Source organism: Brakhagea baltica, assembly GCF_052161605.1.
In the GTDB taxonomy this organism is placed as follows: Bacteria; Planctomycetota; Planctomycetia; order Pirellulales; family Pirellulaceae; genus JBKCUI01.
The window spans coordinates 3,099,924-3,121,173 of the sequence record NZ_CP197409.1 but is presented as its reverse complement, the minus strand read 5'-3'; the positions used below and the strand labels follow the sequence as shown (position 1 = coordinate 3,121,173).

Here is a 21,250-nt window from a genome sequence, read left to right as displayed (position 1 = left end):
CTCCCTTTTTCATTTGCCCGGTGAAATGCGAAGACGGCTCAAGTGTTTGCACAAAGCTATTTGGCAAACAATGACTTTTGTATATCTCGAAATGCTTTAAATTCGAGTGCGTTGCCAGTGGGATCTTTAAAGAACATCGTGTATTGCTCACCCGGCTCACCTCGAAATCTCACATAAGGTTCGATAACGAATTTGTCTACAAAGGTCTTCGCCCTTTCCGCTAGCTGCTCCCACGCTTCTACTTCCAAAACAACTCCGAAATGAGGTACAGGGACTCCATGTCCATCGACGTGATTTGACATTTGCGAAATCGTGCCGGTTGGACCAATCTGGGGATTCACATGAACGACCAATTGATGCCCAAACATGTCAAAATCAATCCATTCGGAGCTGCTGCGTCCCTCCGGGAAGCCCATCTTTGTCCCGTAAAAGTCGCGAGCTTCCTCAAGGTTACGAACTTGGATCGCTAGGTGAAATGGTGTAAGCATATCGGTGCAAGGCTTTCAAAAGTGTAGGTATGGCTCGGCTTGATTTATTTGTTCGAATCACTGTTCTACCAATGCATGACAAAACCACCATCAACATTGATAGTCTGGCCAGTTACTTCTTTGGTTCGATCTGATGAGAGAAACACGATCATGGTGGCGATGTCTTCGCTGGTCTGCCACCGCCCTAATGGTACTACCGTTTTGATCTTGTTCGTAGTCCACTCCTCGTAAGTCAATCGCTCGGGCTCTGGAGTTTGTTCATACCAGGCTTGCCAGACCGACCGATTAAGTGGCGTCTGCACCATGCCGGGACAAACCGTGTTGACTCGGATGTTGTGTTTAGCCAAATCTTTGGCCATGCACTGTGCGAAATTGATATTCGCTGCCTTGCTGGCGCTGTAAGGTGGATCGGTTTGAGAGCCGATTTGGCCGGCCACCGAAGCCAGAAACACAAAGGTACCGAAATGTTGCTCGATCATAACGGGAGAAAGCGAATGCGCGACATTCACCATCCCCATGATGTTGATTTCCAGCGTAAGCTTCCAATCACTGGGTTCTAGGTTGGTAAAGGGAAATCCAAATTTGCCCGAACCAATCGCTGCGCAGTGCACAACATGATGAATCGATCGCCCTGGCTCGGTGCTTGCTAGTGTTGCACCCGCGACCTGTTCCGAATCGACAATGTCAACAACATGCGATTCGACCTTGGCACCTTCACTTCGAAGTGTCTCGGCTACTGCGTCAACGTGGCTAGATACATCCCACAAAACCAATTCCGCTCCTTCTTCTGCGAAAAGGCGAGCGGTGGCTAGACCGATGCCGCTCGCGCCTCCAGTTATGAGAACGCGACGATCTTTAAGCTGCAAGTCCATGATGAATGCTTCTTGGTGGAAATGTTTTACTGTGCGGTGAAACCACCATCGAGTGATAAGGTCGCTCCCGTAAAGAAGGTAGCAAAATCACTTGATAGAAACGTAATGAAGCGTCCGACTTCCTCCGCTGATGCAATTCGACCAATCGGATGCTGGCTGCGAAGCCCAGCAAGAAATGCTTCTGGATCATTGGTTTGATTAGCTGATGCATAAAGCACCGGGGTGTCTACGGTTCCAAGTGCGAGTGTATTGACTCGGATGCCTTGTGATGCATATTCAATCGCCATTTGCCGAGTCATTTGGTGCACGGCTCCTTTCGATGCTGCATATGCCCCCTGGTGTTTAAGACCAACGAGGCCAGAAATCGAACCAATATTCAAAATGAGCCCACTCTGCTGTTTGAGCATGATCGGGATGATTTGTCGGGCTGCTAAGAAGATTGCTTTAACGTTTGTGTTCATTATCCAATCCCAATCTTGATCCGTATGAGAATGGATAGGTTTTACGATGTTCACCCCCGCATTATTAATCAATACATCGATTTTACCAAAGTGCTCGATCGCAGAGGTGACGTATCGAGTTACAGTATCTTCAATGGCAACATCGCCTCGAACATAAACCAAACGGGGTTTGGAGCCTTGCGTAAATGCAGAGAATTCCGGTGGAATTGCTTCAGCAACATCCACCGCTACGATTCCTGCGATATCTGCTTCTAGCAAACATAGTGTGGTTGCGAGCCCAACTCCCGAAGCAGCTCCTGTAACAATAGCGATTTTGTTGGATAGCTGGATTTCCATAGTCAACTTTCAGAGATTACCAGTACGCTTTTAGCGTATGGCATAGATCGCATCGAATGATCTGATGAAGAGTGTTCCATCACTGATGACAGGAGATGCAGTGACGGGCGCACCAACGTTGACCGATGAGACTAATTCGAACTCTGGCCCGGCCTTGACAACACTAACGGTACCGTCACTAGATGCCATATAAAGATATCCGTCCGCGTAAATCGGGCTTGTGCGGTGTTGTGATGAGTGAACTCGCTGTAGATATACCTCTTTGCCAGTATCCCACTCGACGCACTGCAAGCGCCCATCCTTTTGTAGGAGATAGATATACTTGTCGACCGCGAGAGGGATGGACACATCAGGCGTTCTAGGGGAAACCCATGCGACCGCCTGAGCATTTGCTGAGCTATCACCCTTGAGCTGATCCAGCTTGAGAGAAACAAGCGGACCTTCTTTGGCGGTGGGTACGATCACCCTGCCACGCGTGATGAGCGGAGAGGCGACAAATCGGAACGTAGGATCGTTTTGTTTAGCATTCCAGCGCGTAGGGCCATTGAGTTCCCCAAACCGCCAAAGCTCCTTGCCCGTCGATAAATCGTGAGCGGTGATACAATCTGCGCCATGAACTACCAAGAACTCACCTTCTTCTCCTCGATGGAGAAAGGGGGAGGCATAAGAATGTTTGCATTCGAAATCTGCGTTGGTAACTCGATCGTTAACCCAAACCGTCTTGCCGGTCTTCTTTTCGAGCTTGATGACTTGTCCGGTTCGAGTATTATCCCCCCGCCTCATCGCCCCGTGGATGAGTTGGAGATAAAGATGGTCGCCATCGAGAACTGGTGTTGAGGTTAACCCGAATTGAATATCCAAGCGACCGAAACGCTCGCCGACGTCGAACTTCCAAACTTCATCGCCATCGATCGTTAGGCAGGCCAAAACCCCATTCGAGAAGAATACCCAAACGTGTTCACCATCGCATACTGGTGACGCCGATGCCGAGTTGCCCTCGTCGCCCCGTGCTGGTTGATCGCCAGAGGTAACGCGCGTCTTCCAAAGCACTTCTCCGCTTTCGCCGGAGAGTCCCATCGCAACCAAATCTCCTTTATCGCCACTTGTAAGGTAGATTCGCCCATTAACGATAATCGGAGTTGAACCCCCTCGACCTGGCAGTGGTGTTTTCCACTTGACGTTGGTGTCCAAAGACCAATCTTTTACGACATTCGTGTCTGCCGAATGTCCGTCATTGGTTGGACCTCGCCACTGCTGCCAGTCTTCTGATATTGCCAAACTATACGAACACAAACCAAATGTAGAAGCGATTACCAGTCGTCGAAGGAGGGATCTCATGTTAAGGAGCCTTGTTGGGAGGGGAAGAAATAGCGGACTACTTAGCGTCGAAGCGGCTCGAAAGTTGAAGCTTCCATGCCACGAGGGTGATTACCAGCCCGAGCACGAGCAAAACGGGGACGGCGTGAATAGGTGCCAGCAACCAGTGCAAAATACCGGTTTGTGGTACGTGGTGATCATGGCCAGGGTGAGCAAACAGTTGACTCGAGCTCAGGGTGAACATCGAGCAGAGAACTGCCGTGCAAACGAGCTTCAGATGTTGAAAGGCATTTTTCATAATGGCAGTTTGTCCGTCGTGGTATTGAAAGGAGGAAGGTGAAGCTTTCTGTTGCCCTGGATATTCTTCAAAGTTCTGGCATCGCCTATATTCTACCAGAAATGGATGGAGCTCTAAAGCTGGTTGAACAATTCGCGTTACTTACTCTGCTTTCTTCGTTGGAGACGCTGTAGGAAGTCTTGTCACTGCCACATATCAAGAGTCTAAAATCGCGTCCCTTTTCGACCGCAGGCGAATGCCGCAGGCTTTTTCATCGGAGCTTCACCTGCTTGGCGATAAACGTAGCAAACGCCCATGGCGAGGTCGGGAGCCCGCCCAAGGAACCAAGCAGCCATTTGATGATTAGCGTCGATTGGTGTTCCTTAACCCTGCATTTGCTTCGATTCCCATTGATGCCGAACCTGGAAGAAGCTGGGAACACTAATCTTCACTAATCAACACTAATCTCGAAGACTGTTGCAGTCAAAGCGATGAGCGTCGGTCGAGTGTGCGTTTGTTACACGGGCCTCCTTTGGGATGTCTCGACTGTATCCTACGCTTAATAGACTCCTGAATGAACTGTTTGATGGACTTGCTTCCGCTGCTGGTCATCGCGGGCTATGACCCCTGCCAGATCGTAAAGGACCCGTGCACTGCCGTGTCCGTCGGTGCCGAAGTCGCGAAGTCTTTGGACAGCACGTCAGCAACCCTATCCAATCTGTGGCCAGATGGGCTACCAATCCGACGCAAACGAATAGGGTTTGAAGATTATTTTTTGCAGCCCCCATCAAACACAAGCCACCGTGGTCGTGCTAAACTGGCAGCCCGTTGATTTTGCTACTTGTTTGTCGCTGCTAAGCTCCTTTTCGTTGAGACGCTCCCATGTTGGCCAAGCTCCATACTTATTCCTTGCTTGGAATCGAAGCTCTACCGGTCGAGGTAGAAGTTGACCTCTCGCCGGCTGCTCTTCCTAAAACCGTTCTGGTCGGTCTACCCGAACAAGCTGTCCGCGAAAGTACCCATCGGGTGGAACGCGCCATGCACAACGCTGGATTCATGATCCCTCATGATAGAATCGTCATAAACCTGGCACCCGCAGAACTCCCGAAACAAGCCTCCAGCTTTGATCTGCCTATATCGCTCGGCATACTCTCAGTATCCAATCAGCTCGATTCCAATCGCTTTGGCCAATACGCAGCCGTCGGCGAACTGTCTCTCGAAGGGCACATGCGAAGCGTCAAAGGAATTCTCTCGATGGCCATGGCTGCTGCTAAACAGCCTGGCATCAAGGGTATGATCGTCCCTGCCGTCAACGCACAAGAAGCAGCCGTTGTCGAATCGCTTGAAATCATCCCTGTTCATACCTTGCAAGAAGCAGTCGGCTTCCTCAATGGTCAGCTCGACATCGATCCCGTTCCCTCGAGGCTCGATGAGTTGTTTGCGACGTTCTCGCAATATGACATAGACTTTAGCGATGTGCGTGGACAGGACATGGCCAAACGAGCACTCACCATCGCCGCTGCTGGCTCTCATAACCTCCTCATGCTAGGACCACCTGGGTCAGGCAAGACTATGCTAGCCAAGCGATTGCCATCGATTCTTCCCATGTTGTCTGCGGAGGAGTCTATCGAGACCACGCGAGTTTATTCCGCATTGGGTCGTTTGCAAACAGGTCAAGCTCTCATGGCACAGCGTCCGTTTCGCTCTCCTCACCACACGATAAGCGATGCTGGTTTGGTCGGTGGGGGTAGCCCGCCCGCACCGGGTGAAGTGTCCTTGGCAAACCATGGAGTGTTGTTTCTGGATGAGTTACCCGAATTTAATCGCAAGACGCTGGAAGTGATGCGGCAGCCTCTCGAAGACGGCGTTGTCACGATATCCCGTGCGATGCGGAGCACCACATTTCCAGCGCAGTGTATGATGGTGGCCGCCCTAAACCCTTGTCCGTGCGGTTACCGCACGGATCCTCGCAGATCATGTAACTGCACAGCGCCGCAGATTGAACGCTATATGGGGAGGATCTCAGGTCCCCTATTAGATCGAATCGATATTCATATCGAGGTGCCAGCCGTGTCGTTTAATGAGCTGTCAGCCGGTCCACCCGGTCGCAGTAGCGCCGAGATGCGAGCCGAGGTCGATGTGGCTCGAGCAATGCAAGATCTACGTTTTGCGAAATCGACAACGCGTTCCAATGCCAAGATGAGCAGCCGCGAAATCCGTGAGCATTGCAAACTCGGGACGATTCAGCGCGAGCGAATGCGAGCTGCTGTGACCGATATGGGCTTATCCGCCCGTGCCCACGATAAGATCTTGCGGGTTGCAAGGACGATTGCCGATTTAGAATCCAGCGAGTCGATCGAACCGCACCACATCGAAGAAGCGATCAACTACCGCATGCTGGATCGCGATATTTTTCATTAGCGTGCAGCCCGAGCATATGCCTGCGTAGGGAATACTTATCTTGGTTGGCCAATAAAAAACACCGGCGATGATCACCGGTGTTTTCGTTGTTTTATTTGTTCGGGCTTCGGAATCGCTTAGTAGCGACCACCGCGACCGCCGGATTGCTCACGACGTCCACCGCCGTATCCGCCGCCGCCGCCACCACCACCGTATCCGCCGCCGCCACCGCTGCGGCCACCACCACCATATCCGCCGCCGCCCGAAGGTCGGCTTTCTCGCTCGCGAGCTTCGTTGCAGGAGATCTCACGATCTGCAAGCGTAGTTCCATTCAAAGCTTCGATCGCATCACGGGCTTCTTGCGAATTGCCCATCTCTACGAAGCCGAAGCCGCGGGAGCGACCGGTTTCGCGATCCATGATAATGCTCGCCTTGGTCACATCGCCGTAACGGGAGAATGCATCACGCAAATCCGCTTCTGTCGCACGAAATGAAAGATTTCCTACATAAATATTCGTCACAATAACACTCCTATCCAATCCACACATCGATCATCAAGCAACAGACAAGCAATCTCTATCGGTACAAAGACCGACCAACCACAAAATCTTGGCGACAACGCGAGCAAATCAGAAAACCTAAGAAGAAGCTAATTCAGTAATCGAAACACATGTTCGATCTAAAATCGCCGAATCGCTAAACTTTACCGAGTCAAACCAGCAGACTATCAGATCTCTAAAAGACGGATCCATTGAGAGAAACACAGACGACCTGTTCATTCATCGATACTTAATTATCGGACTATGTTCCCGGGGAGTCAATAGATAAATCGCTTTTTCTACGAGTATTCTTGTGAATGATGGCAATGTTAACGCTGAAAGATAGGTAAATAACCTTTGTCGAGCTGCAGCATGATTAGGCTGCACGCCGTCGTGTAGACCTTGTGTATCCCTCCCTCGACGTCCCAGCCACCGTCGCTGGATTGCTCAGAAACGATCCGATCGTAGAGCCTATTTCGGAACGGGATCCATTCCTCATCGCCTTGGCGGTAGACCACCTGCGAGTAGTACAAATACGTGTAGTGCCAGTGTCCAAAAAGCGATTCTCCAGCAGTGATCGAGTACAAAGCATTTCGACAATATGCCAGCATCTCTGGAACTTTCTTGCTATCGTAGTCGCCAGCATTGTAGAGGGCAGCTAGGCTCGCAGCGGTAATGGCAGGCCGAGAGCTTCCCATCTGCTGGCTGGAGTAGCTAATCCCGCCGTCGTCGTTTTGGCATTTGTAGATGTAACGCTTAGCGGCCTCGATGATCTCGTTGGGGACGGGGATTCCGGCGTTCCTGCAACCCCTGAGACCTTGCACCTGCGTGATGGTCGTCGACCCCTCGTCAAAGTTGTTGTCGTCCTTTGCACTCAGGTACCCCCATCCACCGTCCGGAGTTTGTGCTTGACCGCAAAATTTGACAGCCTTAGTTAAAACTTCAACCAAATCGTCCCGTCGATCTTGAAGCCCCTCTTCGCCGAGCACTTGCGAGAGAAATAGCATCGAGAAACCGTGCCCATAGGTGTAGCGAGAGTCGTTGATGGGGTCTCCGATGAGTCCGTTCGGCTGGCACTGACTGATTAGGTAGTCGACCGCGCGTGCAATGTATTTGGAATAAGGTCCCTGGGTTATGGTGGACCCGCTGCAAATCATGGCCGTTCCAGCCAATGCCCCGATTGCAACGGGATACGGTGGAGTGTTCCATTGTCCCCGACTCGATTGGGTTCTGGTCAAATAGTCGAGCCCTCGCCGAATCGCACTCTCCCAATCTGGATTTCGATCCGGTGTTCGCTGCGCCGGAGTGGCAAACGCCGGGGCGATTCCCAATCCCATACTCGCTAGTCCAAGCCCCGAAAGAAAGCTTCTGCGGTCTTGTGTAGGCCTGCGATTCGACATAGCTAGCTGGTTTCCGTAAGTGTTAGGCTACTTGCATCTCGAGAACCGAGGGGCACTCGCCAGTGTGCTAGCCTCGACATTCTATGCTCGACATTCTTTGTACAATGGATTGTCGACGTCTTGGATTGGCCTGGCAAGTCTTTTCTGCGAATCTTTTGGTTGGCTTTACTGATCGATATAGACTTCGGTGCTTTCTTCCTTGCTGACGGCAACGGGTCGGTTGCGGCTCTTGAGTTGGGCTCTCGTTAGCAGCAAGCCCTCGCGAGTGTGGCGCACCGATAGCCTATAGGTTTGCTGGGCTCTCGGTTGCAGGTTGGCGATCGGGGCGAATACGACAGTGCGTCCCTCCACGCGATAGTCTACTGGCGCGTGAACCTGTTCTACACTGGCTCCTTCTGGCAGTTCCACGATCAATGAAACATCGCTATCGGGTCGGGCCCCAGAATTGGACACCTTGACGATGTAGGTTGTGAGCCCATCCCGTTCGATGGGATCGTTATCGTCGGCAATGCTAAAATACAATTCGCTTTGACCTTCGACTTGCACCTTCTTGTCGATGGCATCGGCACGAACTCGGGCAGCGGTTCCATGCATTCGAAGCACAAAATCTCCTTCTTGAACGGGGAGGACCGATAGCTCCGTTGTCGCCGATCGACCGGCGTTCAATTCCTCTAGATACCACTCCACCGAGTGTTGTTCTGGAAAGTAGGTTCCGTCGTTAGCGGCACTGTTAAACTGCAATCCACGCGGGAGATAAACGACGAGCCTTATGCCTTTCGCCATGGCATTACCGGTATTCTGGACCTGGACTTTGTAGGTCGCTTGACGCTCGAGGTATCTCAATCGAGGTCCCTCGATACCAAGCTCTAGTTTAGGCTGGATGACGTCGATTGAAGCAACCGATTCGAAGGGTGCTGCGTTGTCTGAGACGGCCTTGATTCGGCTCGTGGCTGCCCCCGCTGTCACGGCGGTAAGTTCTAGTTCCATCTGAAAGGAGTCGCCAGGTGCCAGGTCGATACCGTCCGTGTCGAGCGCAGTCGAGCCGGATGCATGTCGCATGTTCGAGGGGAGTTCTGCTTCCAGCCGCACGTTTCGGGCAGTTCCCGTGCCGTGGTTGGCGACCTCGATCTTGATCACTTCGGAGTCGCCCCCTAGGACGGATGATGCGCTGGTTTGCTTGACATGCAGCTTAGGCAAAGTGCTCATCGTTCGGACCGAGGCTTGGGCCGCAAATTGTACGCTCGCGACCGATCCAAGCTCTCCTTCGGTTTCGGGAACGATCTCCATAGTAAGAACTTGTTCGGCTCCTGCTTTGAACTGGCCGAGTTCCCAGATCAAATTGCCTTGGCCATCCGATTTCGCTTCGGGGGTGGTGCGTGTTAGCTTTGCTCCTTGCGGGACCGAATCGGAGACTCGCACATCAAAGGCGGTTGCGTTTCCGACATTCCGAACGAGGAGTGTTATCGTGGCTGGTAGACCGACTTGGACCTCGGCGGGGGCTCGCTTTTGAATCTCGATGTTGGGGTTTTGCGACCCCTCTAGCTGCCGAACTCCTGGGGATGGGCTGGTAAAGGCTTTAAAAGGGCCGGCTGTGCGAACTTCGCCGAAAGCCTGCGGGCTGGCGGTCGCTGATGCAGCTGGGCTGCCAGAGCTAGGGAAGCCAGAATTGCTGGGGCTTGCAGGCTCACTTGGCGAGAGATCCTCCAGCCGGGGAGGTTGCATCCTCACGGCAGCGGGCGGTTGGTCTGGGAGCGGAGCGGGGGCGTTTGTTTGCGGAGCGTTCGTTTGCAGGGTGTTCTGCTGCGGCACGGGCATCGGACCGGGTAGAACCGGCGCAGCGGAGCCGGGGAAGGGCGTCGGAGCGGAGCCGGAAAAAGCCGGCGGAGCTGTTTGTGTTGGCAAGATTGCGGCTGACGGTAGATCCGGCAGTGAATCATCGAGATCGTTTGATGCTGCGGGGTTGGCTGGTCGAAGATTATTGCCTTGGAAAGGGCTGCTGCTAGGCAGTTGTTGCATGTCCGATAGCGATGCCCTCGGTGGGGCTGCTGACGGAGAGCCTAGCGTTGGAAGAGATGGCAGTTCGTCGTCGTCGTTCTCCTCCTCAGTACTTCTCAAGGAGTTTGGGGGAGCCGGCATCAGTGAATTCGGGCGATTTGCAGAAGGGAGCTCGGACGACAGATCGTTCTGTGGCAGGCTTGGCAAGCTAGCAGGTGAGGAATCCAATCCAGGCCCCCCGGACAATCCACCGGTCGGAAGCGGACGGTATTGCAGTGGTGGAGGCTCTGCAAGCGAACCACTGCGCTGCTGGTTGGAGAACGCGGTCAGGGCGGCTGCGGGCGAGCGAAACGGATTGTTGCGATCCCTGGCTGTTCCACTGTGGCTGCCGAGTGGCGAGTCATTGCCTCGGACGATAGGTGCTGGGGGCCAAGCATATTCCTCCCACTCGGGATCCATGGGGATTCCCTGAGCTTTCTTAGGCTGTATCGAGCCCGCCGCTTGGTGAGCTAGCTTGTTTTCTTGCCGAGAGTCCCGTTGAGCGAGAGCCACGGCCAACAGGATCATGACTCCAATTCCAATCACACCACTGGATATAAGTACAATCGATCTCATTCTCGGATTGTGCATTTGATTGGATCCATCCGTAATCTATCACCTTTGGAACGTAAGCACGACTTTTCTCGAGCCAGTCGGTTCATCTATTTATCAACTGCGGTCTTATCAAATCGGGCCAACTAACGGAAAGATCAGTCTGAGCAATAGTTGCTCAGATCTCCTATTCTGACTAAAATCCCCGGAGATTTTTTGAATGCAAACGCGTAGACTGCTTTCAATCGCGTTTCGCGTTCCAGCACAAAAAGTCGTGGATGCTTCACTTTTAGCTAGCATTTCGTCTTGAGCGTTCTCTCACCAATAGAGTTTTGAAAACAAATGAGTGACCTTTGCGATTTTGGATTGATTGGCCTGGCTGTCATGGGCGAAAACCTTGCCCTCAACGTGGAAAGCCGTGGCTATCGGGTCGCCGTTTTCAATCGCACGACAGACAAGGTGGACGAATTGATCAAAGGGCGAGCTGCGGGAAAGAATTTCGTTGGCTGCCACTCGATCGTCGACCTGGTAAAGAATCTTAAACGCCCACGCTTTGTCATGATGTTGGTCAAAGCTGGTCCCGCTGTTGACGATCTCATCGAGCAATTGCTCCCTCACTTGGAGCCTGGCGACATTCTCATCGATGGCGGCAACACTCATTTCGCTGATACCGAGCGTCGTACTCAGTACGTTGAGAGCAAAGGTTTGCTGTTCGTTGGTTCAGGCGTTTCCGGCGGAGAAGAGGGGGCACTCAAAGGGCCAAGCTTGATGCCCGGTGGTAGCAAAGCGGCTTGGGAGACTATCAAGCCGATCTTCCAATCGATCGCTGCCAAGGTGGGACCGAACAACGATATTCCCTGTTGCGAATGGGTTGGACCACGCGGTGCCGGACACTACGTCAAGATGGTTCACAATGGGATCGAGTATGGCGACATGCAGCTCATTTGCGAGGCCTACTATCTCCTGAAAGAAGCAGCCGGACTCACCAACGACGAGCTGTACGATGTCTTTACAGATTGGAATCAAGGTGAACTCCAGAGTTACCTAATTGAGATTTCCCGCGACATCTTCAGCGTCATGGATGATCAGGGCAAAGGTGGCTATCTGGTCGACAAGATCCTGGATAAAGCGGGTGCCAAGGGGACGGGTAAATGGATGAGCCAACTCGCCCTAGATCTCGGGGTTCCCAGTACGCTGGTTACAACCGCCGTTTACGCTCGCTGCTTGTCCGCTATGAAGGATGCACGCGTACGAGCGAGCAAGATTTTGCCAGCTCCGAACGCTTCCCACAACAAGACCTTTGACAACGCAGTCAAGTCGTTGGTGAGCGAAAAGAAAGCGTTTGTCGAGGCGGTTAAGCAGGCGTTGTACGCTTCGAAGATTTGCTCGTACGCACAAGGCTTTGTTCAGTTGCAAGAGGCTAGCAAGGAGCATAAATGGGACTTGAACTATGGTGACTGCGCCCTGCTGTGGCGAGGTGGATGTATCATCCGAGCTCAGTTCTTGGACCGAATCAAAGAAGCCTTTGACGCGCAGCCAGATCTTGAAAACTTGTTGATCTATCCTTATTTCCAGCAAGCGATCGAGGTGGCACAAGAATCATGGCGAGCTGTGGTTATGGCCGCAACCCATCTTGGGCTACCTGCACCAGCCTTCACCACGGCTTTGGCTTACTACGACAGTTATCGACTAGCCAGTCTGCCAGCGAATCTATTACAAGCCCAACGCGACTACTTCGGTGCACACACTTACCAAAGAGTCGACATGGAGGGAACATTCCATAGCGAGTGGCTCGAACTGCGTAAGAAGCCAGAGTAAGCAGTTTCGCAATGGCATATGAACCTATCCCACTAACAGCGCGATTCGATTCGCCCCCAGGTCTCTTTATGCCTGAGGGGCAATTGGATCGCTGGACGTTAAGCGGCCCCGAAGGGCATGAAGTCGAACTCGGCTTGCCTGCCTATTCCAGGTTCTTGAATCACTTGGATTTCGAGGATGGGATTGCCGATCATTTCGTATCAAGCTTTGGCAATTACGGATTGCCCTGGCTGAGCAAGCCGAAGCCGGGTTCTGGTTGGGAAAGTCTTCCCATGAGAGTGGCCACAGTCGGAGTGGGAGCTCCGATCGACGCCGCAGAGCTGTTGAATGCTTGCACGGTACAGTTTCAGTTTTTTGGGCAGCCTCATGCGAATCATTTGCCGTCTGCTTACTCGTTTTGGAAGGCCAATGCTCACCCGGAGATTGGCACCCCCGAGCAGATGACGAAAAAGGTGAAAGCAATCCGGGAGATGGTTCCTGAGGGTGTTCCATTGGGAGCAGCGGTGATTGCGCTGAACCGTACCGTCTATGACGATGTACGATTTCTTATCGACAGCGGTTTCGATTACATCGAGCTCGTTGCCGGCAGTGTCACCCAACTCAAGCCTGGAGCTTGGTTGGAGCTCGAAGCCGATCTAGTCGCGAGTGTGAATGCAGCCGTCCGGGCTAGAAAAGATTCGCGCGCGACGACCAAGCTGTGGTTAACTGCACCGACAACCGATGCCCGCGACTGGATACGGTGGCTTGGTTCAGGGATCGATGCCTGTTGCATCGATGCTTTTTTGGCAAGCCGCCGCCCGGCAGAAACGGCGGCCCCAAGTTCGTTTGCAGGCATAAAAGTGGCGACTCAATCCAAGTTCGAGTGGATTGTGAGTGCCCTTCGTGAATTCCAGAACAGCTTTCTGGATCTGAACCATTTCTATTCAAGATAGACGTATTGTCTAGCTAGTCTAGCTAGATGTCTGTCACTTTTTCGAATTGGGTTCTGTTGCAGCTAGTATTCCCAGTCTTCGTGCTTCACGGGTACCCGCTTCGGTTTTGACTGGTACACCGTATCTAAGGAGCTTGTAGACGGCTTTGTTGTTCTCGTACAAACCGCGATCGTGGTTATCGGCTTCGATACGCAGCAAATAGATCGCTCGGCTGATTTGTAGGTCATGGTAACCGGCTTTGCGGAGGTAATCTGTCAGCAAAGCATCTTCCACATTAGAGTTGCCGTCTCGGTCGGTCCAATCGCCCAGGTATCGATACTTGAGTTCATCGCGGAACAACGCGATCACCCGATCTTGGGTTGTCCGTTCGGGCTTTCCAACGCTCATTTCAATACCTCCCAGTGGCCACCTTTGGCGGGACCAATACGGCCGATGATTTCTTGTTCTCGTAGTTTGCGGATTTGTTTTTCAACAGCGCTTTCCGTGACCCCGAGGCTCAGTGCCATTTCAGGGATGGTAATCTGAGGGTTTTTCTGGATCAATCGTATGATTCTTTGCCCCGCTCGTCCGACCGTTTTCCCCTCAGTTTTCCCCTCAGTTTTCCCCTCAGTTTTCCCCTCAGTTTTCCCCTCAGTTTTCCCCGACATTTTCCCCGAACTTTTCCCCGAACTTTTCCCCGAACCGGACTGAGAATCTTTTGCCTTTTCCAAGCCATGGCGAGGGATGGTTAGCACAAATCCGTCGCGGTACGAAAAGATGGGTTCTGGCAGCCCTGCGTCCCGACAAAGGCGGATCATATCCCCGGTTCCGGTACCCATTCGTTCGATGTATTGGGTCAGATACATTGGCTCTGCGATCAATGGATTGCGTGGCACCGATGCATGGGAATGACGCAGCGACTCAAACGTCAAGCTATCGGGTAGTCGCCCGGGATTGGATATCTCTAGGCGATCTGCGAACAACATTACTTGAACGCTTGCGTTGCTAGCATAGTCACGGTGCACCACGGCGTTAACAATTCCCTCCGCAACTACATCCCTAGGGATCTCGTAAGTAACGGGTGCTTGTGCACTTTGGGAACGGGTCCCGACTCGAGCTGCGATCTTGGACAACACAAAGTCGATCGCCTGGTCGACCAATTGAAACACTGTCCCTTTGTACGATTGATAAGAGGGAATTGGCTTGGCGACCTCGGTCCCATGGAAATGAGCACATTTGATTTCAGAGGTGGGAAAAAATGACTGAGGCCTTTTTCCAAACAGCATCACGGCCGCATTCGTTGGTCGTGCTGCATCCAGCAAATCCAAATGCGATAGCAGCTCGGCAGGTGGAGTCGATTCCGCCAAGGGGAAATTGCGTGCGTAACGCGCCTGTCGAATAAAGGCCACCATCGCATCCGCATCCAAATCTTCCTGTTTCGCCTTGAGGCACGGAGCGGCATCCCACGGACCAACGCTAATCAATTGGTGTTCCACCAAATAATCGACGAGCGATGCATAAACCGCAGTCTTGAGCGTGGCCAAATCGTCAAAACGACGGCGGATCAATTCGCTTCCGGCTCGGCCGATCAAGCTCTGCATCTTCGAGTGCTTGTCTTTATCATTTGCACCTTTAACGTAGACAAGTCTGGTCTTTCCTAGTTCCGAGGCGACATTAAATTCACGTTCTGTGGGTGAGAGTCCATTGGGATCTTCCCAACCGTATTGGTTTCCTAGCAAACCCATGTACAGATCGCAATCGGCCACTTCTGTCAGGTAGACATCATCAGCTCGACGATCAGCGGCTGGCAAATCTTCAAATAAAAACACATCAAAGAATTGTCCCAGCAGCGGATCAGCCTGGATATACTCGCGCAAGCCCAAGCGTTCCTCTTGGAATTCTTTCTGCACACTGCTGATGAAAACACGCTTTTTGGTCACCGCTGATCCCATGTTAAGTTTTAGGGCGTTCCTCTATGGTAATTCTACTAGAACCGATCGATGTAGGTACGAATTCGAACGTTGGTGTAGCTGTATGCTTCTGACGATACATACTAGCGAATCAAGGCAACAATTTGTTGCTCGACGATATTGGGCTCCTTTTGATCGCTCCGGTCTATCAACCCTCAGTCTTGCTTTAATTCTTGCTCCCCTCTCGCTGCTTCGCACACAGGGGCTGCACCACTCTTTTGCTCCCCTCGCGCCGCTTCGGGGAGAGGGGCTGCACACTCGTTAAACTAATGGTATGCCCGTCAGACAATAAAGCAGAGATAATCTCGTGACGCGCCGACCATTCAGATTTAGTCAGGGGCTCGTCAGGGGCAAGGACTCGTCGACAGTCACTTTAAAGATAGATTACCAGTGACCCCATCACTATTGGCCGCTGGATTGCTTCAAGATCCTTGCCTATCGGCTGGAAGTCAGCGATTCGTGCGGGAGCCGTCCGAATCGGACTGTAAACCATTTTTCTCGGGTCAGCACGGTAGCATGAGAAACGCAGCACAACCGAGAAAGCGGAGGACACGGGATTCGAACCCGCAACCCCTTACGGGGCACTTCATTTCCAATGAAGCCGCTAACCATTCGCTTATCCTCCTAGTCGGCCTAAAGCATATCGTGGACAATCGGTCGAACAAGTCGAGAATTTGACGAATTTTACCTTACAGGAAACAAAATGGACGTGAAAGCTTGGAAATTCCGAAAGAACGGGGATGAGTACGCCCTCAACCCCGAATCCGTATCCCTAGCCTCCGGACCTGCCGATAACTCGGTTCGTATCCGGATCCATGCCGCCTCCCTGAACTATCGCGACATCGTGGGCTGGAAAAATCTGGCCGGGCGACCAGTCGACGGACGAACACCTTGCTCCGATGGGGCTGGCGAAATTATCGCTGTCGGCTCTGACGTTTCCGACTTCCAAATCGGTGATCGGGTTGCGGGCTGCTTCTTTCAAACCTGGATGACAGGCCGATTCGAGATGATTCACCACCGAAACGACTTAGGGGGAACTCTCGACGGAATGCTTCAAGAAACGATCGATCTGCCCGCCACCGGAATCGTCCGTGTACCTGACTATTTGAGCTACGAACAAGCCGCCACGTTGCCATGCGCTGCCTTGACCGCGTGGTACTCGCTCGTTCACCGTGGCCAACTCCAGAGCGGCGAATCAGTCTTGTGCATCGGAACAGGAGGCGTTTCCGTTTTCGCTTTGCAGTTTGCCACCGCACTGGGGGCCAAGGTTATCGTTTTATCGAGCAGTGACGAGAAGCTAGATCGAGTAAAAACCATGAGTGCATGGCAAACCTTGAACTATCGCAACACACCTGACTGGGGAGAAGAAGTTCTGCATATGACCGATGGCAAGGGTGTAGATCATGTGGTTGAGGTGGGTGGTCAGGGAACTCTGGGGCAATCATTACAAGCTGTTGCGCCTGGCGGGCATATCGCTTTGATCGGAGTACTGACCGGATTTGGACCACCCTCGACGAGCTTATTCCCCCTGCTGGCCAAGAATATCCGACTGAATGGTATTTACGTCGGTGCCAAGGAAGATTTTGTGGCTATGAATGACTTCTTGTCCAAAACAATAATCGAGCCCGTTGTCGATCGAGTGTTCCCATTCGAACAAGCCGATGAGGCTTTCGCTTATCTGCACTCCGCTCAACATTTTGGCAAGGTTGTGATCCGAGTTTGCGATTAGACCGTACTGCTTGGAACTGGTAGTATGAGGACCGTTAAAGAGAAAGGGCTCCGCGTTTGCCGAGCCCTTTGGCTATGGTCTATTTAATGCGAAGGAGCGAGTCCCTATTTGTAGTTCTTTACGAACTGAACGCATTCCGTAATGTTGGGAAGGTTGTTATCCCAATTGTGTTCGTATTCAACCGACACTGGACCGTCGAAGCCGGAAGATCGCAGGAACGCAAGTTGCCCTTTGGCATCCGAAATTCCGGTCCCCCATGGCACGTCGTGAGCTGAGCCCCCTTTTTGATTCAAATCCTTAAAGTGGCTGCTGACGATCCGCCCCTTGAGGATGTTGAGGCATTCGATTGGATCGAGTCCTGTTCGGACCCAGTGGCCGGTATCCGCACATGCCCCAACTCTTGGATCCCGATCTTTCACGAGCTCAAGAATGTAGTTTGGATCCCAAACTTTGTAGTTAGGATCATTGTCGCGACGAGGGTGATTGTGGATCCCAACGCGGATATCAAACTCTTTGACCATCTTCTCGATCGTATCAATCGCATCGGTTGACTCGGTGTTGATGCAGGTGATGCCGAGCTCCTTGGCGAACTCGAACAACTTGCGAGCATCAGCTTCGTTTCGTGAGACACCGACCACACCGAACGCTGTAGCTCTTATGTTGTGTTTTGCAAGCTTCTCTTTGAGAGCTTTGAGGGCTTCGGCGGGCATACCGGGTTCGACCTTAACGTCTTGGTCAGCGACCATCTTTTGGCCGGGAAACAACTCAATGCACTTAGCACCCGATGCGGCTGTTTTTTCGATGGCTTCAAAAGTGGTAAAGCGGTTAAAGCTCCACGCTTGAACACTGAGCGCGAATCCATTGATGCGGTATTCGTCGGTGATGGTGCTAGGTGGGATGGGGTTTTCGGCTGATGCGAGATTCGCGACACCGACTAGGAGTAATAGGGGAAGGCAGGCTGTAAAAACGCGACTCATGATTGAAAATCTTTCCGAAAGCTGGGGGAGAGGGGACGCTGGCGGCCAAGGTCTGAGCGACTTTGGCCGATACAGCGAAGTCAATGTGGGTTGGGGCCGTGGAATAGACCCCAGTAAGAATTATAACCGAAAACATCGAATTAGGATGTGTTCCCGGAAGGGTTGCCGCAATCATCGCGTTAATGCCCCTGGAAAACTGTGCAAAATTACCCGCCAAAAAAACTTGACAAACACACGCGGCGTTATCTAAAAACTAATGGACGATGGGGGTCCTGGCACCACAGGCTCTTGTTTTACATGGGAACATTGTGGATGTCTTCACTTCTCTCCCGTCAATGGGCCTCCCGTCAATGGGCCTCCCGTCAATGGGACACCCGTCAATGGGACACCTGAGTCTCTTTGATTGAACAAATCAGCAGTTCGTAGCATGAAGACACAGGTACTTGCACATCTCGAAGACTCGATAACGTCGCTATTGTAGAATACGAAGTCACCGACACGAATTGCAATATTGCGGTGATCAACACCGAGATTCCCTGGTGACCTATGAAATACCTCCAGCTTACACTTTGCCTCCTTGTTTGGAGCTTTTGTCGAGATCCGGCAATTGGCCAGGACATCAACGATCGCTTGGCGGAATACCAGCTTGAAAAAGAATGGTCCGACGAGGGCATGTCCGTGCTGATGGACAGGGTCGAGCTAATTGTGCTAGAACCGCGAGCTACTTCATTAGACGAAGAAGAAGGTAGAACTCCGACTAAAAGACTTATCACTCGTCGCGTTCTGCAGCGTCTAATCATTGGCGATAAAGGTCGAAAAAAACGGATCGACACAACGGAGTATAACCTGCTGGATGCATCGGAGGTTTTTGGAGACCACAAGGAGGCGCAATTGCTTCATGAGAATGTCGGATGGTACAATTTTCGAATGTCGGGCCATCCTAAAAAAGGTATCATCCGATTGCAATTGAAAGGTGGGATTCCTGCTATTCAGACCAGTACACAGTGGAAGCATCCGTTTGTCGTATCAGCATATATCGCCTCCTCAATTCTTGATAGTGGAGACAAGTCGATCACTCGTCTTGAGTACAAAGTTCTAGAGGAAGAGACGCTCCACGATGGACGCACCAGGATTCTTGCGTTCATCAATACAGGTGCTGTACACAGGATCGTCTTTGCAAAAGAACCCACTTGGTTAGTCGAGGAAATTGAATTCTATGGACGGAACGCCGAATGGAAGAAAGCAAATCCCGCTCCACCAACGACCGTTACCAAACAGGATCTGGACAAGTACGAATTGTACGCGAGAACGCAAACCAAATGGAAAGATCTGGGGCAGGATCGCTTCGTACCATGGCAAGCCAACTTATACCAAAAAGGGATTAGCGCCGAGTATCAATACGAGTTTCGCTTTCGGGATTGGAAGTTTCGTGACGACGTCGACCGTTCGCTCCTCGAAGAAGAGTCTTTTACAGAAGAGAAGATCGACGCATCGATTGACTTCTTTAAGATCCGACAATTGTTCGACTCGGAGGGCTCTAAGTGAAAGAATAAGTGTCATGAGGTATTCTCGATACAATCCTTCACCTTGCGATTTGGGTTGTATTGAGGCATCCCTCGCTGACTCCAACGGGTTAGTACTGATGCAAGGCCGCTCCGCGAGCAAAGGTCGCAATGGCGGATTGGCAGACCGCTTACTCGTCCCGTTTGGCCTCGGCACAGATGTATTTCAGTTCGGTGTAGTCGAGAATTCCGTGCCTGGAGCCCTCGCGGCCCAAACCGGACTCTTTCATGCCACCAAAAGGGGCGATCTCGGTGGAGATTAAACCCGTATTGTGACCAACGATGCCATATTCCAGAGCTTCGGAGACTCGCCAAAACCGATCAAGGTCCCGGGTGTAGAAATAGGCTGCTAACCCAGCCCTGGTTGCGTTTGCAATCCTTACAGCCTCTTGCTCCGTGGCGAACTCTAAGATGGGGGCAACAGGACCGAATACCTCTTCTTGAGCGATACGCATCCCTTCCTTGACTCCTGCAAGGACGGTCGGGGTAAAGAAATTCCCACCTAGACTATGTCGCGAGCCACCACAGACCACGCTGGCACCCTGATTGCGTGCATCCTCCAGCAAACTCTCGACTTTGGCCAAGGCTCTATCGTCGATGAGGGGGCCGATATCCGCATTCACATCGAGTCCCTGTCCGACTTGCAGATTGCTGGTCGCTAGTGCAAGCCGACTGGCGAACTCCTGACTCAACCGTCGGTGAACGAGGAAGCGATTAGCGCAGACACAAGTCTGCCCGGCATTTCGAAACTTGCTCAACATGGCACCTTCGATGGCTGAGTCGACATCAGCGTCATCGAACACGATAAAGGGTGCATTGCCACCTAGCTCGAGAGAGAGGCGAGTGACATTTCTCGCGCACGCGGCCATGAGTTTTTTGCCAACTGCGGTCGAGCCGGTGAAGCTGATTTTGCTTACGCGCTGATCCTCTGTCGCAAGACGACCAAACATCTCGGCATCGGTCGTCGTAACTACGTTGAGAACTCCAGGGGGTATGCCGGCCTGGTTAGCAAGTTCCGCGAGGGCTAGTGCTGTGAGAGGTGTCTGAGGAGCGGGCTTGCAAACTACGGTACAACCTGCGGCTAAAGCGGGAGCGACTTTGCGAGTAATCATCGCGGCGGGGAAGTTCCACGGCGTTATGGCCGCAACGACACCGACGGGTTGCCGCAAGACCAAGACTCGTTTCGTTGATTGATGGGGAGGTAAAATCTCACCATACAAACGCTTGGCTTCTTCGGCATACCATTCGACGAACGAGGCTGCGTACCGAATCTCGGCACGCGATTCGCGGAGGGGCTTGCCTTGTTCTAGCGTTAAGATTCGAGCCAGCGAATCGAGGTTTGCAATGATCGCAGCATGCCAAGCTTTGAGAACAGACGAGCGATCTGCCGCGACCGAAGTCTTCCAGTAGGCGTAGGCTTCGTGTGAGCTTGCAATGGCATCGACCAAGTCGTCCTCAACCATGTCGGGGACGGTACCCAAGGTATTCCCGTCCGCAGGATTGATAACGGTAAAGGATTTGCCTGAAACGGAACAGACCCATTGACCGTGAACGAAGCAGCGAGACTTGAGAAGATCGTTGGAAATAGATTCTGAGCTCATTACGAT

General features: G+C 52.3%; 18 protein-coding genes and 1 tRNA gene. 6 read left to right on the top strand and 13 right to left on the bottom strand.

Translation table 11 applies throughout. The annotated features are described in order from the left end of the window. Positions 1 to 56 precede the first annotated feature (56 nt). The 5 genes from SH449x_RS11570 to SH449x_RS11550 form a co-directional block, all read right to left on the bottom strand. On the bottom strand, positions 57 to 488 hold the full coding sequence (locus SH449x_RS11570) for a VOC family protein (protein ID WP_482381493.1): 432 nt from the start codon (positions 486 to 488) through the stop codon (positions 57 to 59). Positions 489 to 553: 65 nt separating this feature from the next. Continuing rightward, on the bottom strand, positions 554 to 1,360 hold the full coding sequence (locus SH449x_RS11565) for an SDR family NAD(P)-dependent oxidoreductase (protein ID WP_482381492.1): 807 nt from the start codon (positions 1,358 to 1,360) through the stop codon (positions 554 to 556). Between the two features lie 26 nt (positions 1,361 to 1,386). Continuing rightward, positions 1,387 to 2,157, bottom strand: a complete 771-nt coding sequence (locus tag SH449x_RS11560) for an SDR family NAD(P)-dependent oxidoreductase (protein WP_482381491.1) — start codon at positions 2,155 to 2,157, stop codon at positions 1,387 to 1,389. Positions 2,158 to 2,187: 30 nt separating this feature from the next. Further along, positions 2,188 to 3,495: an outer membrane protein assembly factor BamB family protein gene (locus SH449x_RS11555; protein ID WP_482381490.1), complete on the bottom strand. Its 1,308-nt coding sequence runs from the start codon at positions 3,493 to 3,495 to the stop codon at positions 2,188 to 2,190. Positions 3,496 to 3,532: 37 nt separating this feature from the next. Further along, positions 3,533 to 3,772 carry a hypothetical protein gene (locus SH449x_RS11550; protein ID WP_482381489.1) on the bottom strand — a complete coding sequence of 80 codons (240 nt, stop codon included), beginning with the start codon at positions 3,770 to 3,772 and terminating at the stop codon, positions 3,533 to 3,535. Positions 3,773 to 3,810: 38 nt separating this feature from the next. Between SH449x_RS11550 and SH449x_RS11545 the strand changes: the two genes are divergently transcribed. Continuing rightward, positions 3,811 to 3,945 carry a hypothetical protein gene (locus SH449x_RS11545; RefSeq protein WP_482381488.1) on the top strand — a complete coding sequence of 45 codons (135 nt, stop codon included), beginning with the start codon at positions 3,811 to 3,813 and terminating at the stop codon, positions 3,943 to 3,945. A 688-nt stretch (positions 3,946 to 4,633) separates the two neighbouring features. Further along, positions 4,634 to 6,172 carry a YifB family Mg chelatase-like AAA ATPase gene (locus tag SH449x_RS11540; RefSeq protein WP_482381487.1) on the top strand — a complete coding sequence of 513 codons (1,539 nt, stop codon included), beginning with the start codon at positions 4,634 to 4,636 and terminating at the stop codon, positions 6,170 to 6,172. Positions 6,173 to 6,288: 116 nt separating this feature from the next. On the opposite strand, the gene SH449x_RS11535 is transcribed toward SH449x_RS11540, so the two are convergent. From SH449x_RS11535 to SH449x_RS11525, 3 genes are all read right to left on the bottom strand, one after another. After that, the gene (locus SH449x_RS11535; protein ID WP_482381486.1) at positions 6,289 to 6,672 is read right to left on the bottom strand and encodes an RNA recognition motif domain-containing protein; all 384 of its coding nucleotides are present in this window, start codon (positions 6,670 to 6,672) and stop codon (positions 6,289 to 6,291) included. Positions 6,673 to 7,019: 347 nt separating this feature from the next. Next, on the bottom strand, positions 7,020 to 8,090 hold the full coding sequence (locus tag SH449x_RS11530; protein WP_482381485.1) for a prenyltransferase/squalene oxidase repeat-containing protein: 1,071 nt from the start codon (positions 8,088 to 8,090) through the stop codon (positions 7,020 to 7,022). Positions 8,091 to 8,255: 165 nt separating this feature from the next. Then, entirely contained in the window at positions 8,256 to 10,715 is a 2,460-nt protein-coding gene (locus SH449x_RS11525; protein WP_482381484.1) for a hypothetical protein, read from the bottom strand. Positions 10,716 to 11,018: 303 nt separating this feature from the next. On the opposite strand from SH449x_RS11525, the gene gnd reads away from it, so the two are divergent. Together gnd and SH449x_RS11515 are read left to right on the top strand one after the other, a co-directional pair. Further along, positions 11,019 to 12,494, top strand: a complete 1,476-nt coding sequence (gene gnd, locus SH449x_RS11520; protein ID WP_482381483.1) for a decarboxylating NADP(+)-dependent phosphogluconate dehydrogenase — start codon at positions 11,019 to 11,021, stop codon at positions 12,492 to 12,494. An 11-nt stretch (positions 12,495 to 12,505) separates the two neighbouring features. Next, entirely contained in the window at positions 12,506 to 13,426 is a 921-nt protein-coding gene (locus SH449x_RS11515) for a hypothetical protein (protein ID WP_482381482.1), read from the top strand. A 33-nt stretch (positions 13,427 to 13,459) separates the two neighbouring features. Here SH449x_RS11515 and SH449x_RS11510 read toward each other — a convergent pair whose 3' ends face one another. From SH449x_RS11510 to SH449x_RS11500, 3 genes are all read right to left on the bottom strand, one after another. Beyond that, the gene (locus SH449x_RS11510; RefSeq protein ID WP_482381481.1) at positions 13,460 to 13,813 is read right to left on the bottom strand and encodes a type I restriction endonuclease; all 354 of its coding nucleotides are present in this window, start codon (positions 13,811 to 13,813) and stop codon (positions 13,460 to 13,462) included. After that, positions 13,810 to 15,345 (bottom strand): DUF4062 domain-containing protein, encoded by a 1,536-nt coding sequence (locus tag SH449x_RS11505; protein WP_482381480.1) that lies wholly within the window; start codon positions 15,343 to 15,345, stop codon positions 13,810 to 13,812. The genes SH449x_RS11510 and SH449x_RS11505 overlap by 4 nt, the downstream gene beginning before the upstream one ends. 573 nt (positions 15,346 to 15,918) lie before the next feature. Further along, positions 15,919 to 16,000: transfer RNA gene (locus tag SH449x_RS11500), tRNA-Ser, on the bottom strand. Positions 16,001 to 16,078: 78 nt separating this feature from the next. Here SH449x_RS11500 and SH449x_RS11495 point away from each other — a divergent pair. Beyond that, positions 16,079 to 17,104 (top strand): zinc-dependent alcohol dehydrogenase family protein, encoded by a 1,026-nt coding sequence (locus tag SH449x_RS11495; protein WP_482381479.1) that lies wholly within the window; start codon positions 16,079 to 16,081, stop codon positions 17,102 to 17,104. 104 nt (positions 17,105 to 17,208) lie between these two features. On the opposite strand, the gene SH449x_RS11490 is transcribed toward SH449x_RS11495, so the two are convergent. Further along, positions 17,209 to 18,081, bottom strand: coding sequence for a sugar phosphate isomerase/epimerase family protein (locus tag SH449x_RS11490; RefSeq protein WP_482381478.1), 873 nt, complete (start codon positions 18,079 to 18,081; stop codon positions 17,209 to 17,211). A 546-nt stretch (positions 18,082 to 18,627) separates the two neighbouring features. On the opposite strand from SH449x_RS11490, the gene SH449x_RS11485 reads away from it, so the two are divergent. After that, positions 18,628 to 19,626 carry a hypothetical protein gene (locus SH449x_RS11485; protein ID WP_482381477.1) on the top strand — a complete coding sequence of 333 codons (999 nt, stop codon included), beginning with the start codon at positions 18,628 to 18,630 and terminating at the stop codon, positions 19,624 to 19,626. 148 nt (positions 19,627 to 19,774) lie between these two features. Here the strand turns inward: SH449x_RS11485 and SH449x_RS11480 are convergent, their stop codons facing one another. Next, positions 19,775 to 21,244, bottom strand: a complete 1,470-nt coding sequence (locus SH449x_RS11480) for an NAD-dependent succinate-semialdehyde dehydrogenase (RefSeq protein ID WP_482381476.1) — start codon at positions 21,242 to 21,244, stop codon at positions 19,775 to 19,777. Positions 21,245 to 21,250: the final 6 nt, after the last annotated feature.